This window comes from Mycolicibacter sinensis (assembly GCF_001667945.1).
In the GTDB taxonomy this organism is placed as follows: Bacteria; Actinomycetota; Actinomycetes; order Mycobacteriales; family Mycobacteriaceae; genus Mycobacterium; species Mycobacterium sinense_B.
The window spans coordinates 23877-40237 of sequence record NZ_LZJK01000151.1 but is presented as its reverse complement, the minus strand read 5'-3'; the positions used below and the strand labels follow the sequence as shown (position 1 = coordinate 40237).

The 16361-nt window shown below is 70.3% G+C and carries 13 protein-coding genes; 7 read left to right on the top strand and 6 right to left on the bottom strand.

Annotated elements, in window-relative coordinates; translation table 11 throughout:
- The first annotated feature begins 123 nt into the window (after nt 1-123).
- Complete coding sequence (locus A5694_RS19210; protein ID WP_234786564.1) at nt 124-1980, top strand: hypothetical protein; 1857 nt, start codon at nt 124-126, stop codon at nt 1978-1980.
- A 4-nt stretch (nt 1981-1984) separates the two neighbouring features.
- Here the strand turns inward: A5694_RS19210 and A5694_RS19205 are convergent, their stop codons facing one another.
- Nucleotides 1985-2962, bottom strand: coding sequence for an LLM class flavin-dependent oxidoreductase (locus tag A5694_RS19205; protein ID WP_064923892.1), 978 nt, complete (start codon nt 2960-2962; stop codon nt 1985-1987).
- A 72-nt stretch (nt 2963-3034) separates the two neighbouring features.
- Between A5694_RS19205 and A5694_RS19200 the strand changes: the two genes are divergently transcribed.
- Nucleotides 3035-3979, top strand: coding sequence for an alpha/beta hydrolase (locus A5694_RS19200; protein ID WP_064923891.1), 945 nt, complete (start codon nt 3035-3037; stop codon nt 3977-3979).
- Here A5694_RS19200 and A5694_RS19195 read toward each other — a convergent pair.
- A complete protein-coding gene (locus A5694_RS19195; RefSeq protein ID WP_064923890.1) occupies nt 3942-4619 on the bottom strand; it encodes a winged helix-turn-helix transcriptional regulator in 678 nt (225 codons plus the stop codon). The two genes, A5694_RS19200 and A5694_RS19195, sit on opposite strands and share 38 nt — an antisense overlap.
- A 62-nt stretch (nt 4620-4681) precedes the next feature.
- On the opposite strand from A5694_RS19195, the gene A5694_RS19190 reads away from it, so the two are divergent.
- A complete protein-coding gene (locus A5694_RS19190) occupies nt 4682-5560 on the top strand; it encodes an alpha/beta fold hydrolase (RefSeq protein ID WP_064923889.1) in 879 nt (292 codons plus the stop codon).
- Nucleotides 5560-5883: a TfoX/Sxy family protein gene (locus tag A5694_RS19185; protein WP_064923888.1), complete on the top strand. Its 324-nt coding sequence runs from the start codon at nt 5560-5562 to the stop codon at nt 5881-5883. The genes A5694_RS19190 and A5694_RS19185 overlap by 1 nt, the downstream gene beginning before the upstream one ends.
- Here the strand turns inward: A5694_RS19185 and A5694_RS19180 are convergent.
- The 4 genes from A5694_RS19180 to A5694_RS19165 form a co-directional block, all read right to left on the bottom strand.
- On the bottom strand, nt 5880-7955 hold the full coding sequence (locus tag A5694_RS19180) for an MMPL family transporter (protein WP_065019459.1): 2076 nt from the start codon (nt 7953-7955) through the stop codon (nt 5880-5882). The genes A5694_RS19185 and A5694_RS19180 overlap by 4 nt on opposite strands.
- An 8-nt stretch (nt 7956-7963) precedes the next feature.
- Entirely contained in the window at nt 7964-9208 is a 1245-nt protein-coding gene (locus A5694_RS19175; protein ID WP_064923887.1) for a glycosyltransferase family 4 protein, read from the bottom strand.
- Nucleotides 9209-9269: 61 nt separating this feature from the next.
- Entirely contained in the window at nt 9270-10799 is a 1530-nt protein-coding gene (locus A5694_RS19170) for a 1,4-alpha-glucan branching protein domain-containing protein (RefSeq protein WP_064923886.1), read from the bottom strand.
- On the bottom strand, nt 10796-11578 hold the full coding sequence (locus A5694_RS19165) for a class I SAM-dependent methyltransferase (protein ID WP_064923885.1): 783 nt from the start codon (nt 11576-11578) through the stop codon (nt 10796-10798). The genes A5694_RS19170 and A5694_RS19165 overlap by 4 nt, the downstream gene beginning before the upstream one ends.
- Nucleotides 11579-11774: 196 nt before the next feature.
- Here A5694_RS19165 and A5694_RS19160 point away from each other — a divergent pair, with 196 nt between their 5' ends.
- The 3 genes from A5694_RS19160 to A5694_RS19150 are packed head-to-tail and all read left to right on the top strand — an operon-like array spanning nt 11775 to nt 16354.
- Complete coding sequence (locus tag A5694_RS19160) at nt 11775-12566, top strand: electron transfer flavoprotein subunit beta/FixA family protein (protein WP_064923884.1); 792 nt, start codon at nt 11775-11777, stop codon at nt 12564-12566.
- Between the two features lie 37 nt (nt 12567-12603).
- Nucleotides 12604-13560: an electron transfer flavoprotein subunit alpha/FixB family protein gene (locus tag A5694_RS19155; RefSeq protein WP_064923883.1), complete on the top strand. Its 957-nt coding sequence runs from the start codon at nt 12604-12606 to the stop codon at nt 13558-13560.
- A gap of 46 nt (nt 13561-13606) precedes the next feature.
- Nucleotides 13607-16354, top strand: coding sequence for a helix-turn-helix transcriptional regulator (locus A5694_RS19150; protein ID WP_082952760.1), 2748 nt, complete (start codon nt 13607-13609; stop codon nt 16352-16354).
- Nucleotides 16355-16361 lie beyond the last annotated feature (7 nt).

The following is a 16361-nucleotide window of genomic DNA, read 5'->3' as shown; positions in this document are numbered from 1 at the left end:
CTAGCGACCCTGGAATCTCGCCTGACCAGGCTCGATGATGCCACCAGCGCGCTGGCGCTGGCCGGTGCGCTGGGTAAACCGGACCGGCTGCGCCGTGTTCTCGACGGGCTGCGACTGGTGCTGATGCAACCGGGTGGTTGCGCGGCGGTACGCGCCCGCAGCGCAGCGCTGGAGGAGGCCGGGCTGTTCTGGGGAACCGACTGGGCGTCGCCGCGCACGCTGTTGCCGGTGCTGACCACCGGTTCATTGCGCAGCCCGAATCCGGACACCGTGGTGCTGGAGGCGGTCAACGAGCTGCGTCTGCTCGCCGTGGCCAACGGCGAGTACCCCCATCCGCTGATCACCGCCGAGCAGGCGCGTCATCATCTCGCGCAGGTGCTGGCGCTCAACCTGTCCCTGCTGTTGACCCCGCCGACCGAGGCGGAGCGCGAACTGCAGGGCCGGATGGCCCGGCTGACCCGGGACCTGTTCGGGTACCTGGTCGAGGAGATCGGGTACGACGGCGTTCTCGACCGGCTGGTCGATGAGATCTGGCGGATTCTGCGGCAGCGGCCCATCCAGGTCGACCAGATCAAGGCGATGATCACCCAGATCGCGATTGTGCGCAGTGATCCGAGCATTGATCTCGGCAGCGGTGCGCTGGGGACGGATCGGTTGATCACCAGCCTGTACGGCACCACCGATGGCTGTCGGGAAGATCCCGGGGTGCAGGTGTATCGCAGCCGGCTGGACTCGATGGACGAACCGACCCTGCAGTACGAGGCGGCCGGCTTCGCGCGGTCGATGCACGACACCGGGCTGGTGTCGCCCTATCACGCGGTGCTGCTGCGGTTCCTGCTCGAGAAAAGCGACTACCTGATCGGCGAGGCGCTGGGCCTGTCTAGCACCGGGCGCGACAGCCTGCTGTGCTTTCACGATCTGGTGCACAGCCTGATCGCGGCCGCGGTGCACGTCGAGACGGCCCAATGCATCTACGGGCTGGCGCTGCTGCTCGAGCGCGGCATCCTCTACCAGCCGCCGGTCGCGCCGTCGCTGTGGCGTCAATTGGCGTTGCCGCTGTCCAAGCAGTCCCGCGAGCGGATCACCCAGGTGTTCGGGGCGGCGCAAGACCCCCATACCTGGCTGCTGGCCGGGACGTTGTCGATGCTCGGGCTGCCGCTCGGGGTCGGGCAGGGCGACAACCCGACCTGCCAGGCGGCGCGTGCATTGTCGATGTGGTCCTACAACGACCCCGACTATCTGCTGCAGACGATCGCCTGGGCCGCGCGTGACGACGAGATCGTCATGCACTTCGAGGGGCAGCCGATCTCGTCGAAGGACACCGAAGCCGGGGTGGCCGCCCACCATCCCCTCGACCTGGACCCGGTGTCATTGCTGGTGGTGCCGCATCTGGACCGCATCTATGCCGAGATGTTCCGGCGGTGTGTCGGCCGCGACGGCGACCCGCACCGATGGGTCAATCCGGAGTTCCACGGGTGGTGGTCCGGGCGCGGCTTCCGCATCAATGTCGATGTCGAGACCGGCAATCTGGTCGACCTGGAAGGGTTCCTGCGACACTTCTACGCCGCCTACCACCCGTTCTACAACGGCAATCAACCGCTCATCCACCCGCAGCCGGCCGGCATCGCGGTGACCGACAGCGCCGCCCGCTTCGTCGGCTGGCATGCGATCACCGTGCTGCGGGTGAGCTTGGACCCCGAGGGCACCATGCGGGTCTACTTCTACAACCCCAACAACGACAGCGGGCAGGACTGGGGCGACGAGGTGGTGGTGAGCACCGCCGGACATGCTGAACGCTTCGGCGAGGCGTCGCTGCCGTTCGAGCAGTTCGCGTCGCGGCTCTACATCTTCCACTTCGATCCGCTGGAACCGGGCGAGCGGGCAGCGGTGCCCCAGGCCGAGCTGGACCGGGTGCTCGGATACCTGCAGCGCAGCTGGGGCGCCGACCGAATGGTCGCCGCGGCCGCGGTCCAGGCGTGAGACGTCAGGATCCCAGCTCCGGCAACACCCGCTCGACCAGCAGCCGCAGGCTCTCCCACCCGTCGTCGAGCGGCAGGCCGCCGATCAGCGGATGCAGCGTCACGCTGGTGCGTCCGGCGCGGCACTGCGCGATGAGCTCTTCGGGGGTCAGCACCTCCACCGTGCCGGCCCGGCGCAGCTCAGCCACGCTGCCCACCGCAGTTTCGTTGGGGCGCGCCACTTCCGGCACGGCCCATGAGCTGTATTCGCGGGCCTCGTGCAGGAAGTAGTCACCGCAGCAGGCCCAGGCCTTGTCCGGATCGTCGCTGAGATGCGTGACGGTGTTGCCGTTTTCGGGACTGAACACGAACCCGTGCTTGCCGTGGGCGGCCAGCTCGGCCAGATAGACCGCTTCGATGTCGGGCATCGGCATCGGCGGCGAGAACGGCAACCCGAATCGAGCCGCCCGCCGCGCCGCCGCGACGCTCATACCGCCGATGAGCAACAGCGGATGCGGTGTGGTGTACGGCTTGGGCGTGACATTCACCTTCTGGCCGTTGAACTCGAACGGTTCGTCGCCCCAGGCCTGCAGCAGCACGGCCAGGGATTCGTCCATCAGCCGCCCACGCCGGCGGAAGTCCTTGCCGAGGGCATGGTATTCCTCTGGGCGGTAACCGATCCCGGCCACGAAGCTGACTCGCCCGGCGGACAGCTGATCGAGGACGGCGATGTCTTCGGCCAGACGCACCGGGTCGTAGAGCGGCACCAGCAGCGCACCCACGCTGATGCGGGCGGTTGTCGTGCATCCGGCGACGGCTGCGGCCATCAGCAATGGGGCCGGCAACCATCCGGTGGCGGCGAGATGATGTTCTTCGCAACCGATCGCGGTCACCCCGCGGGCATCGGCGTAGGACGCCATCTCCAGCGCGGCCCGGTAGCGCCCGGAATGCCCGGCGCCGGGGACATTCGTCATGTTCAGGCGCAGGGCGCTCAGTAGCGGCATAGAACTGACCGGTCACCTCCTCCGGCGTTACCGTAGCGGACGATACCGTCAACCGATTGCTAGGGAGCGCCGATGGCCGGTCCGCCTGACGCCCAGGTGCTCGCGGCCTTGCTGGCGATGCGAGATGGCGCCGCCGAGGCGCCGCCGCCGGCGGTCGGTGACGTCGTGACCCGTCGCCGCAATGCCGGTCACATGTTCAACCAGGTGCTGGCGGCGCGGCCGCCGGTCACCGGCGTTGAGGCCCACGAGTTCTCGCTACGTTACGAGGGCGGCACGCTCGGCTTGCGCTGGTATCGGCGCGCGGGCGCTGCTCAGCCCGGCAGTGCGGCGCTGTACCTGCACGGCGGTGGGATGATCCTGGGCTGGGATCGCCTCGGTGGACTCTACGATGCGGCGGTCCGCGGCTACGTCGCCGCATCCGGGGTGCCGATGCTGGTCGTCGATTACCGTGTCGCCCCGGAATTCCCGCACCCCATTCCGCTTCGGGACTGCTATGCGGCGCTGTGCTGGCTGGCCGGCCACGCCGCTGAGTTGGGCGTGGATGCTTCCCGGCTGGCGGTGATGGGCGACAGCGCCGGCGGGGGACTGGCCGCCGGGGTGTGCCTGTTGGCCCGGGACCGGGGTGGGCCGGCGATCGCCACCCAGCTGTTGATCTACCCGATGCTCGACGACCGGACGCGCGACGGTGACGCGGCGGGCAGGCTGCTGACTTGGAGCTACGACGACAATGCCACCGGCTGGGGCGCGCTGCTGGGCGGCGCCACCGCCGACGGCTATGCCGCGCCGGCCCGCGCAGATGACCTGACCGGTCTGCCGCCGGCCTACCTCGACGTCGGCGGGCTGGACATCTTCGCCGCAGAAGACGTCTCCTTTGCGCACCGGTTGCTCGCCGCCGGGGTGCCCGTCGAGTTGCACGTCTACCCGGGCTGCCCGCATGCGTTCGATCTGCTGGTCCCCGATGCCGATGTGTCGCAACGGGTTATCGCCGACCGGGTGCGGTATCTGGGATCGGTGTAGACCCCGACGGATCCGTTGCGGGTGCGCCGAAGAAGCTGCGCAGGGCGGATGCGTCGCCGTCGATGTGCACGAGCGCGGCAATGTCATCAAGGGACAACACACCGGCCGCGAGCCCGAGAACCACGGGCGCCTCGGTGTGCAGCACGGCGTCAAGCTCGCGCCCGTCGGGCATACCGACCTCGATGCCGGATTCGGTGGTTCGCAGTTGAACCATTCCGCCCTCCACGGCGATTCCCACGGTCGACCGATCCGCAGGCGTGCGACCGGCGAACAAGGCGGGCAGCGCCAGTGCCAGCCACTCGGGACGGAACTCGTCGCCCTGCGGCCCGCGGACCATCAACGGCGTCGACCAGCGGACCAGGGCGTAGATGGGCTCACGCAGCTGCGCGCCCCAGTCGGTGAGCGCGTAGCTGACCGCGCGGCCGTCGTCGGACAACCGCCGCTCGACCACACCGGCGGTCTGCAGATCACGCAGGCGCTCGGTCAGTAGGTTCGTCGCGATGCCGGACAGCCCGTCGCGCAACTCGCGGTAGCGGGCGGGCCCCAGCAGCAGCTGGCGCACGATCAACAGGTTCCACCGGTCACCCACCACATCCAGGGCCCGGGCAAGTCCGCAGTACTGACCGTAGTCTCGACTCATCGCCACCTACTTGCTATTCTAAAGTGCGCTTGATTATATCAAGTTCGACGAGGAGGGTGGCTATGAGGGTCGCGGAGAGGCCCGCCTGGGTCGACGACGAGTTGTTCCCGTTCGAGAGCCGATTCATCGACATCGATGGGCACCGCCTGCACTACGTCGATGAGGGAACGGGGCCGGTGCTGCTGTTCTTGCACGGCAACCCGACCTGGTCATTCGACTATCGCGAGGTCATCGCAGCGCTACGGCGGGACTTCCGTTGCATCGCAGTGGACTACCCCGGATTCGGGCTGTCCTCAGCGGCACCGGGATATCGGTACCTGCCGGCCGAACACTCCCGGGTGATCGGCGCGTTCGTCGAAGCGCTCGCGCTGAGCGGCGTCACCTTGGTGGCCCACGACTGGGGCGGGCCGATCGGGTTGGCCGTCGTGCAGCAGCGCCCCGAGGTCTTTGACCGGCTGGTGCTGACCAACACCTGGGCCTGGCCGGTCGGAGCTCCGCTGGTGCAGATCATGTCCCAGGTGATGGGCGGCCCGATCGGACGCCTGCTGATCCGGCAGTTCAACCTCTTCGTCAACGTCATGATCCCTGTCGGCCACCGCCTCACCAAGCCCACCGGCGAGGAGATGGCCCACTACCAGAAGGCCCTCGGCAGTTGGGCACGACGGGAGGGGTCGGCGGTGTTTCCCCGCGAGATCACCGCCAGCCGCGCTTTTCTCGCCGGCGTCGAATCCGGGTTGCCCGCCATCGCGGCGCTGCCGGCGCTGATCGTCTGGGGCGACGCCGACTTCGCCTTCGGAGACAACGAGTTACGGCGGTGGGAGCAGACGCTGACGGATCACCAGACCGTGGTTATCAAGGGGGCCGGCCACTTCGTGCCCTCGGATGCCCCCGGGCAGTTCGCGGAGGCGATCCGGCGCTGGTACGCACCGTCGGGGTCATAGTGGCTTACGACGCGCAGTTGGCGGCCCGCGTGCGGGAGCAGTTCGCCGATGGCCCACCGGTGCTGGAAAAGGCGATGTTCGGTGGGCTGGCGTTCCTCGTCTACGGCAGAATCGCGGTCGCCGCCAGCGCCGAGGGCGGCCTGCTGGTCCGGGCCGGTGCCGACCGCGCCGACCAGCTTGTGCGGACCACCGCCGCGCAGCCCATGGCGATGGGAGGGCGGACCATGCGCGGCTGGGTGCACGTCGGCGCCGAGCACGTGCGTACCCGGCGTCGGCTCGGCGAATGGATCGATATCGGAATCGCCGCTGCGACAAGCCGTTAGCGGCCTGCGACTAGGTCGTCGGACGAGCGGGTGTCCGCGGTGTTGGACGGCCACCAGATCCGGTCGCCGATCAGGGTGAACAACGCCGGGATGACCAGGGTGCGCACCACGAACGTGTCCAGCAGGATCCCGAGCCCGACGATGATGCCCAACTGGGTCAGCACGATCAGCGGCAGCACACCGAGCACGCAGAACACCGCCGCCAGAACGATTCCAGCGCTGGTGATCACGCCGCCGGTGGCGGCGACCGCGGCCACCATGCCGTCGCGGGTGCCGCGCTCGGCGCTCTCCTCGCGAGCACGGGTCACCAGGAAGATGGTGTAGTCCACCCCGAGCGCGACCAGGAACAGGAACGCGAACAGCGGTGTGCTGTTGTCCAGTGCCGGGAATCCGAACAGGTGGATGCTGGCCCAGCCGCCCAGGCCGAGTGCGGCCAGCGCGCTGAGCACCGTTGCGGCGACCAGCACCGGCGGGGCCAGCGCAGCGCGCAACAGCACGCAGAGCACGACCAGCACCACCGCCAGGATCGCTGGGATGAGCACCCGGCGGTCGCGGTCGGCGGCATCGCTGATGTCCAGCGCCTGAGCGTCGGCGCCGCCCACCAGCGCATCGGGGTCGGCGGCGTGAACCGAATCCCGCAGTGCGGCAACGGTACCGAACGCCTCGGTGGTCGACGGGGCGGCGCCGATCACGACCGACCACCGGGTCAAGCCGGCCGGCGACAGGCCGGTGGGAGTCGCCGACGTCACCCCGGGGACCCGCGTGATGGCGTCGCGCAGCTGCGCTGTCCGGGCGCTGGAGCCGATGACGATGGTAGGGTCGGACGCCCCGCCGGGGAAGTGCTCGGCCAGGGTCTGAAAGCCTGTCACCGAGTCGGCCCGAACCCGGAACTGCTCGGTTTGCGAAAGGCCGACCCGGGTGCCGAGCAGCCCGGCTGCCGACAGCGCCAGCACCACCACCGCGATCGCACAGATCGGCACCGGCCGGCGGCCCACCGCATCGGCGACCCGGCGCCAGCGGGTGCCCGTGGAATCGTCGCCGATATGGGGAATGTAGGGCCAGAAGACGTTTCGCCCGCACGCCGCCAACAGCGGGGGCAGAACCAGCAGCACGAACACCGCCGCCACCACCAGCCCGCTGGCTGCACAGACCCCCAGGCTGCGGGTGCTCGGAATGCTCGCGGCGATCAGAGTCAGCAAAGCCAGCACCACGGTGGCATTGCTGGCCACAATCGCCGGGCCGGCGGCGCGCACCGCGGCGCGCAGAGCGATGCGATGCTCTGCGCAACGGCGCAGCTCCTCTCGGTAACGGGAGATCAGCAGCAGTGCGTAATTGGTGCCGGCGCCGAACACCAGCACGCTGGTGATCCCCGCCGTCGAGCCGTCGACGGTGACCCCGGTCGCGCCGGCGATCAGCCCGCCCAGCACGGTGGCCGCCCGGTCGGCGAACGCGATAACCAGCAGCGGCAGCAGCCACAACACCGGTGAGCGGTAGGTGACGATCAACAGCAGGGCGACCACCAGCGCCGTCACCACCAGCAAGGTGATGTTGGCCCCGGAGAAGGCATCGGCGATATCGGCGCCGAACGCCGGCCCACCGGTGACGTGCGCGGTGAGCGGGCCGGGCAAGCCATTGGTGACCGCCGACCGCAGGGCCTGCACGGCGTCACGCAGCTCGAATCCGGACAGTGCGGTGCTCACCTGCGCGGTGGCGATCGCCGCCCGGGCATCGGCGGAGACCGCTGCCGGAGCCGGCGGGCCGGGTAGCGCCTGCGGCACCTGCTGCATCCGCTCGTGTGCCTGCGCGACCGCGGCCAGATCGGCCGCCGTCAAAGCCGAGCCGTCGCGGCGGGTGACGACCAGGATCGCCGTCGCTCGATCACCACCGGGGAACCCGCGCTGCGCCGCGGCGGCTGCCGCGGACTCCGCGGACTCCGGCAGCAGCGCGGGCGATGCGGTGGCATCGGAGGTGTGACCACCCGGCGCCATCAGCGCTGCCGCGGCGACGACGACCGCAACTGCCACCAGCCACGAACGACGGCGCGTGACTAGGGCGGCGATGCGGTCCCACACCCGAGGGCTTACCGGTCCGGTAGCGCGTGCTCGATGATCGGTCGGCGCTGTTGCGGTTCGCGCTCGCGGCGCTTGGCGGCCAGATACACCTGAGCGGTCTCGTCGGCGACGGTATGCCAGTCGAAGTCGGCGCTGAGCCGGTCCCGGGCAGCCACGGCGCGGTGCTGAGCCGCGGCCGGGTCGTCGAGCACCGCGCAGACCGCCGAGGCCAGGGCGGGCACGTCGCGCGGTGGGCACGACATGCCGGTATCGCCGTCGATCACGGCCTCACCGAGACCGCCGACATTGGATGCCACCAGCGGGGTCCCAGCGGCAGCAGCCTCCAGGGCGGCCAGCCCGAACGGCTCGTAGTGGCTGGGCAGCACGGCGGCGTCGGCACGATGCAACAGTGCCAGCAACTCGTCATGGTCGAGTCGGCCGACGAACCGGGTTGCCTTGAGCACCCGGTGCTTTCGGGCGCACTCGATCAGCCAGTCCTGCTGGGTGCCGTCACCGGCGATGGTCAGCGTCGTGCCCGGGTGGGCCCGCCGGATCCTCGGTAGCGCCGCAATGGCGTCGTGCACGCCCTTCTCGTATTCGAGGCGCCCGACGAACAGCAGTTCCGGCGGACCGGTGCGGGGCCGGCGGCGGGCGAATGGCCACCGCGCGGCGTCGATTCCGTTGCGGATCACGGTCGTTTCGGCCAGCCCGGGGCCGAACAGGTCGGTGATCTCGTCGCGCATGGAGGCCGAACAGGTGATCAGGGAGTCCGATTCGCGCACCAGCCACGATTCCACCGCGTGCACCTGACGGCTCAGCCGGCCTGACACCCAGCCGGAGTGCCGCCCGGCCTCAGTGGCATGGATAGTGGAAACCAAAGGGACATCATAGAATTCGGCCAGCGCGATCGCCGGGTGCGCCACCAGCCAGTCGTGGGCGTGCACCAGGTCGGGGCGCCACACGGTCTGGCCCCCGTCGGTCTTCAAGGACAGCCCGGCGCGCACCATGGAATGCCCCATCGCCAGGGTCCAAGCCATCATGTCTTCGCCGAAGGAGAATTCGTGCGGATCCTGGGCCGCGGCGATGACCCGCACGCCCTCGCTGATCTCGTCCGACAACGGGTGGGTGCTCGGGTCGGTGCCCGAGGGACGCCTGGCCAGCACCACGACGTCATGACCGGCAGCGGCCAGAGCGGTGGACAGGTGGTGGACGTGCCGGCCCAACCCGCCGATCACCACCGGTGGGTATTCCCACGACACCATCAGGATCTTCACGCGGCTGTTCCTTGTCCTGCCATGTCGCGCCGGACACATGCACGGTCGCGAAAGAGGGGGGTCACCGTGGCAGCCTACGGGCATCCAGCGCGCCGAACAGACCGTCGGCCCGATTCCATCCCTCGGCGAGCCGTTCGGCCGCGTCACGATGCCCCGATGCCAGTGCGTCGGCGATCTCCCGGGTGGCGTGCGCGTGCAGCTGTGCGCGATAGCGGGCGTAGTCGGCGGCGGAGTCCTTGCTCACCATGAACGGCCAGTCGCTGGACACCGTCAACAGCGCCTCCCGCAGGATCTGGTCGGCGACCCGGTCACGCGGAGTCGGGCCCGAGGGCGCCCCGGTCTGCGCCAGCGCCTTGTCGACGGCGCCCAGCGCCGTCTCGACCACCTCGGTGTTGAGCTGCACCAGGTCGGCGACCTTCTCCCCGGACCACACCCGCCAGTCCTTGCCCGAGCCCCAGGAGCTGGGCGGCAGTTCGACCGCGTCGCCGACGAACCCGGCGCTGATCGCGTCGGACAGGGTGCCGACGCGCACCCCGGCCTCCGGCAGCGCCCGCAATACCCGGGCCAGCCAGGTCGGCCCCTCGTACCACCAGTGGCCGAACAGCTCGGTGTCGAAGGCGGCGACCACGTGGGCGGGGCGACCGATCCGCTCGGACTCGGCCTGCAGGCGGCCCCGGACCACTTCGACGAAATCGGCGACGTCGGCGTCGACGGCGGCGTCAGCGCGCTGCGGGTCATAGGGCGCTTTGTGTTCGGGGTCGACGTTGCGGCCGGTGACCCGGGACGGCTTCAGCCCGGTGCGGTGGTCGTAGGTGTGGAAGTCGCGATAGGCGTCGTGGCCGGGATAGCCCGATTTCGGCGACCACACCCGGTAACTGACCTGCAGGTCGCGCCCGAACGCGATCACGTCGGTGTCGCCGACCGGGCGGCCCAGCGCGGTGTCGCCGTGCAGCGATGGCCCGTCGACCATGAAGTGCGAGACCCCGGCCGCGGCGTAGCCGTGTTCCATCCCGGGCGCGTAGGCGCATTCCGGCGCCCAGATCCCGGCGGGGGTGTGGGCCAGCCGTGCCGCCGCGTCGGCCAGGCCCTCGCGCAGCGCGAACTCACGAAGCCGCGGCGCCAGCAGGGGCTGGAACGGGTGGGCCAGCGGGCCGCCGAGCAGTTCGACAGTGCCGGCCTGCGCCAGCTCGCGCAGCAGCGGGCTGGCACCGTGCCGCCACAGCAGCGCGAACTCCTCAAGCGCCTGCTCGGCCGCGGCGCACTCGTGCCGGCCGAAGTCGCGCAGATCCGGCAAAGTCGTGGCCTGGGTGGCGCGCAGCTGCCAGTTCGCCAGCCAGTGGTGCATGCCGTCGAGGCAGTAGGGGTCGTCGAGCTGGGCGGCGACCACCGGCGTCACCCCGAGGGTGAGCAGGTTGCGCCGGCCCTCAGCGGCCAGCGACCGCAGCACCCGCATCAGCGGCAGGTAGGCCGCCGACCAGGATTGGTAGAGCCACTCCTCGCCCACGGGCCAGCGGCCGTGGTGGGCCAGCCACGGGAGGTGGGTGTGCAGCACCAGGGTGAACAGGCCTGGCACCGAGGGCTTTTCGTTCACGGCCGCACCGCGATCGCCACCAGATCCAGGCTGTCATCGATTGCGCGTTCGGCGGCGTGGAGGATGTCGAAATCTGTACTGGTGACGGCGGCGACGTCGGCCAGCAGCTCGGCCGGCCAGGGCGCGTCGGCGACCGCGCGTTCGATCTGCGCGTCGATGATCGAGCCCCCGTGCCGGGCGTCCATCTCGCGCAGTGCCGGCCCATGAAACACCCCGAGCATCGCGTCCATGACGAACCCGCCGTCGATGAGCAGTGCGGTCAGCTCGGCGGCGTTGAGCTCCCGGGTGTGGAACGGGTTGATCGGGGTGTCGCGGCCGGGGGAGAACGTGATCCGGTTGGGGGTCGACACCATCAGCAGCCCACCGGGCCGCAGCACCCGGGCGCACTCGGCGATGAACTGCGCCTGGTCCCACAGGTGCTCGATCACCTGAAAGTTGACCACCACGTCCACGGCGGCGTCGGGCAGCGGCAAGTCGGCGAGATTGCCCTGGATCGCCTCCACCCGCGGGTAGCGGTCCCGCACGTGGGCCACCGCCGCGTCGTCGTAGTCCAGCCCGATCACCCGACGTGCCCCGCGCGCGATCAGGTCGGCGCCGTAGCCCTCGCCGCACCCGGCTTCCAGGACGTCGCGGCCGGCGCAACGCGGCGCCAGCTGTTGGTAGACCACCTCGTGACGGCGGAACCAGTAGTTCTCGACGTCGAGTCCGGGAATGGTGCGCTCGCCCGTCAGCATCAAGGTGGTGTCGGCGGGGGAGTCGGGACCGTCAATAGATTTCATTGCACAGGCAGGCTAACGCTAATGGCGCGGTCCACGAACCGGCTACCCCGCAGTGGCTCTATCACGACCCGCTACTCTGTACAGGCGAACCGCACTAAGTTACCGACGAGTAATATGGCCGTGCGGCTGCGTAAATCGTGACCCAGTCTTGTGGCCGGCCGCCGCAGGACCCCTTCGAGGAGGACGAACCACACTCATGACGAACATCGTGGTCCTGATCAAACAGGTCCCAGACACCTGGTCGGAGCGCAAGCTCAGTGACGGCGACTTCACGCTGGACCGTGACGCCGCCGACGCCGTGCTCGACGAGATCAACGAGCGGGCCGTCGAAGAGGCGCTGCTGATCCGCGAGAAGGAAGGTGCCGAAGGCACCGTCACCGTGCTGACCGCCGGCCCGGAACGGGCCACCGAGGCGATCCGCAAGGCGCTGTCGATGGGGGCCGACAAGGCCGTGCACATCCTCGACGACGGCATGAAGGGTTCCGACGTCGTGCAGACCGCCTGGGCGCTGGCCCGGGCGCTGGGCGCGATCGAGGGCACCGAGCTGGTCATCGCCGGCAACGAGTCCACCGACGGTGTCGGCGGTGCGGTTCCGGCGATCATCGCCGAGTACCTGGGCCTGCCGCAGCTGACGCACCTGCGCAAGCTGACCGTCGAGGGCGGCAAGGTCACCGGCGAGCGGGAGACCGACGAGGGCGTGTTCACCCTGGAGGCCTCGCTGCCGGCGGTGGTGAGCGTCAACGAGAAGATCAACGAGCCCCGCTTCCCGTCCTTCAAGGGCATCATGGCCGCCAAGAAGAAGGAAGTCACCGTGCTCACCCTGGCCGAGATCGGGGTCGAGGCCGACGAGGTCGGTGTCGCCAACGCCGGGTCCAAGGTGACCGCGTCGACGCCGAAGCCGCCGAAGACCGCCGGCGAGAAGGTGACCGACGAGGGCGACGGCGGCACCAAGATCGCCGAGTACCTGGTTGCCCAGAAGCTGATCTAAGCGATCCCCGGACTTACGAAAACGGAAGTAGACAAACATGGCTGAAGTACTCGTGCTCGTCGAGCACGCCGAAGGAGCGCTGAAGAAGGTCAGCTCCGAACTGATCACCGCCGCGCGCGTGCTCGGCGAACCGTCCGCCGTCGTCGTCGGTGCCCCCGGCACCGCCGCTCCGCTGGTCGACGGGCTGAAGGAGGCCGGTGCGGCCAAGATCTACGTCGCCGAGTCCGACGTGGTGGAGGGTTACCTGGTCACCCCGACCGTCGACGTGCTGGCCGCGCTGACCGAGTCGGCGACCCCGGCCGCGGTGCTGATCGCCGCCAACGCCGACGGCAAGGAGGTCGCCGGCCGGCTGGCGGCTCGGATCGGCTCCGGTCTGCTGGTCGACGTGGTCGAGGTCTCCGAAGGCGCCAAGGTGGTGCACTCCATCTTCGGTGGCGCCTACACCGTCGACGCCGAGCCCACCGGTGAGACCCCGGTGATCACCGTGCGGGCCGGCGCCGTGGAGCCGGCCCCGAGCGCCGGAGCGGGCGAGCAGGTCACCGTGGAGGTTCCCGCGCCTGCCGAGAACGCCACCAAGATCACCTCGCGTGAGCCCGCGGTGGCCGGCGACCGTCCGGAGCTCACCGAGGCCCCCATCGTGGTGGCCGGCGGTCGCGGCGTCGGCAGCGCCGAGAGCTTCTCGGTGGTCGAGGAGCTGGCCGACTCGCTCGGTGCGGCCGTGGGCGCCTCGCGTGCCGCGGTGGACTCGGGCTACTACCCGGGCCAGTTCCAGATCGGCCAGACCGGCAAGACGGTTTCGCCGCAGCTCTACATCGCCCTGGGCATCTCCGGTGCGATCCAGCACCGGGCCGGCATGCAGACGTCCAAGACCATCGTGGTGGTCAACAAGGACGAGGAAGCGCCGATCTTCGAGATCGCCGACTACGGCATCGTCGGGGACCTGTTCAAGGTCGCCCCGCAGCTGACCGAGGCGGTCAAGGCCCGCAAGGGTTAATTTCTTCTGCGTGAGCAATCGCGAAAGCCCCCGTTCCGACGCCGGAATGGGGGCTTTCGTGACTGGTCGGCTGATCGGCCGCGCCCAGGAGTGCGCGCAGCTGCGGCAACTGCTCGAGCGCACCCGGGCCGGCGATCCACAGGTGCTGATCGTGCGGGGCGAGCCCGGCATCGGCAAGACCGCGCTGCTGGACTACCTGGCCGACAGTGCCACCGGATTCCAGGTGATCGGCACCGCCGGCGTGGAGTCGGACATGGAACTGGCCTTCGCCGGCCTGCAGCAGTTGTGCGCGCCGGTGCTCGATTGCGCCGCTGAGCTTCCCGAGCCTCAGCGCGCGGCGCTGCAGACCGCCTTCGGTCTGAGCTCGGGCCCGGCACCGGATCGCTTCCTGGTCGGGCTCGCGGTGCTGGGGCTGCTGGCCGGTGCGGCCGTCGAGCGCCCGGTGCTGTGCCTGGTGGACGACGCGCAGTGGCTGGACCAGGTCACGGCGCAGACCTTGGGGTTCGTGGCGCGCCGGCTGGCGGCCGGACCGGTCGCGCTGGTGTTCGCGCTGCGCGAGCCGGTCGACGGCCTGACCGGACTGCCCAGACTGGTGCTGCGGGGGCTCGGCGATGCCGACGCCCGGGCCTTGCTGGCCTCGGCGGTCGCCGGGCGCATCGATACCCAGGTGCGAGACCGCATCGTCGCCGAAACACACGGCAACCCGCTGGCGCTACTGGAGTTGCCGCGAGGCCTGTCATCCGCCGAACTGGCGGGCGGATACCACCGGCCCGACGTGCAACCGGTGGCCGGCCAGATCGAGCAGCACTTCCTGGCCCGGATCCGGTCGTTGCCGGGCGACACCCAGCAGTTGCTGCTGCTGGCCGCCGCCGAGCCGGTGGGGGATCCGACGCTACTGCTGCGGGCGGCGCAGCTGCTCGGCCTGCCCGGCGAGGCCTTGACGCCGGCCGAAGAGGCGGGCCTGCTGGAGACGGGCGCGCGCGTGCGGTTCCGGCATCCGTTGGTGCGCTCGGCCGTCTACCGTGCGGCGCAGCACGGCGAGCGGCGGCAGGCCCACCGTGCCCTGGCCGAAGCCACCGACCCGGCGCATGACCCCGACCGTCGTGCGTGGCACGGCGCCCACGCCGCGGCGGCCCCGGACGAATCGGTCGCCGCGGAACTGGAACACTCCGCCGGCCGGGCCCAGCTTCGCGGCGGAACCGCTGCGGCGGCGGCGTTTTTGAGCCGGGCCACCGAACTGACCCCGGATGCCGCGCTGCGCGGCGCCCGGGCACTGGACGCCGCCGAGGCGATGCGTGCGGCCGCCGAGCTCGACGCCGCGGACGCCCTGCTGGACACCGCCGAAATGGCCCCGCTGGACGACCTGCAGCGCGCCAGAGTGGCGCGCACTCGCGCGGTGTTGGCGTTCACCCGTGGTCGCGGCACCGGCGACGCCCCGGCCCTGACCCAGTCGGTGCACCAACTATTCGACGCCGCAACACAATTGGCCGACCTGGACGGGCCGATGGCCCAAGACGCAATGCTGGAAGCCGTCAGCGCGGCCATGTACGCCGGACGAGAGTTCGGGCCCGGGATGCGCACCGATATCGCGACGATGCTGACCGCACAACCGCTGGCCACCCCGCACCGGCCGAGCGGCCTGCTGCTACACGGACTGGCCACCCGGATCGCTGCGGGGTACACGGCCGGCCTCGCACCGATGCGGGCCGCGATCGCGGCGATCACCCCGGAAACCTGGTCGTGGCAAGCCTTCCCGGTCGCCCACGAGGCTGTCGTGCACGATCTGTGGGACGACGAATCCTGGCACCGGATCGCCACCGATGCGGTGCGGGTGGCCACCGGTACCGGTGCGTTGGCGGCGCTACCGACCGCGCTGACGACCCGGGCCGGGGTGCATGTCCAGGCCGGCGAGTTCGCGTCGGCGCGTGCGCTTCTCGCCGAGGCGCGGTCGCTGTCGGCCGCGGCCGGCCAGACCCCGGTGCGTTATCACGAACTGGCGCTGGCGGCGTGGGCCGGCGACGAAGCGGAGGCCACCGTGCTGATCGAGGCCGCGGCCCGCGACGGCGCCGCGCGCGGGGAGGGCCGCATCAGTGCCCTCGTCGGCTATGCCACCGCGGTGTTGCACCTCGGGCTGGGCCACTACCCGGTGGCCTGCGCGGCGCTGCGGCGGGCCTGCGAATACGAGGACTTGGGCCTGTACGGCTGGAATCTGGTCGAGCTGGTCGAGGCCGCAGTGCGCGCCGGCGAACATGCAGTCGCCCTCGACGCGTTGGCACAGCTCGAAGAGCGCACGTCGGCCGCCGGCACCGACTTGGCGCTGGGTGTGCTGGCCCGCTCGCGGGCGCTGGTGAGCCAAGGCAGTGCCGCCGAGGACTGCTACCGCGAGGCCCTCGAGCGGCTGGCCGGTGTCCGGATGGCAGTGCAGCTGCCCCGCACCCAGCTGGTGTACGGGGAATGGCTGCGGCGGGAGAATCGTCGCAGCGACGCGCGGGCCCAGCTGCGGACCGCGCACGCGGTTTTCAGCCGGATGGGGGCGCAGGCCTTCGCCGAGCGCAGCCGCCGGGAACTGCAAGCCACCGGGGAGAAGGCCGGCAAACGCCCTACCGGCCCCGGGGACGCCTTGACCCCGCAGGAGCAGCAGATCGCTGAGCTGGCCGGCGCGGGTCTGACCAACACCGAAATCGGTGCCCAGTTGTTCATCAGCGCGCACACCGTCGAATGGCACCTGCGCAAGGTGTTCGCCAAGCTCGGCATCCGGTCCCGGCGTCAACTGCGCGACACCCCGTGGCGCTGACCCGCAG

Coding starts and splice junctions, on each gene's coding strand:
- A5694_RS19210 (WP_234786564.1), top strand. CDS start 124: ATGCAACCGGGTGGTTGCGCGGCGGTACGCGCCCGCAGCGCAGCGCTG.
- A5694_RS19195 (WP_064923890.1), bottom strand. CDS start 4,619: ATGAGTCGAGACTACGGTCAGTACTGCGGACTTGCCCGGGCCCTGGAT.
- A5694_RS19190 (WP_064923889.1), top strand. CDS start 4,682: ATGAGGGTCGCGGAGAGGCCCGCCTGGGTCGACGACGAGTTGTTCCCG.
- A5694_RS19205 (WP_064923892.1), bottom strand. CDS start 2,962: ATGCCGCTACTGAGCGCCCTGCGCCTGAACATGACGAATGTCCCCGGC.
- A5694_RS19160 (WP_064923884.1), top strand. CDS start 11,775: ATGACGAACATCGTGGTCCTGATCAAACAGGTCCCAGACACCTGGTCG.
- A5694_RS19150 (WP_082952760.1), top strand. CDS start 13,607: ATGGGGGCTTTCGTGACTGGTCGGCTGATCGGCCGCGCCCAGGAGTGC.
- A5694_RS19200 (WP_064923891.1), top strand. CDS start 3,035: ATGGCCGGTCCGCCTGACGCCCAGGTGCTCGCGGCCTTGCTGGCGATG.
- A5694_RS19165 (WP_064923885.1), bottom strand. CDS start 11,578: ATGAAATCTATTGACGGTCCCGACTCCCCCGCCGACACCACCTTGATG.
- A5694_RS19155 (WP_064923883.1), top strand. CDS start 12,604: ATGGCTGAAGTACTCGTGCTCGTCGAGCACGCCGAAGGAGCGCTGAAG.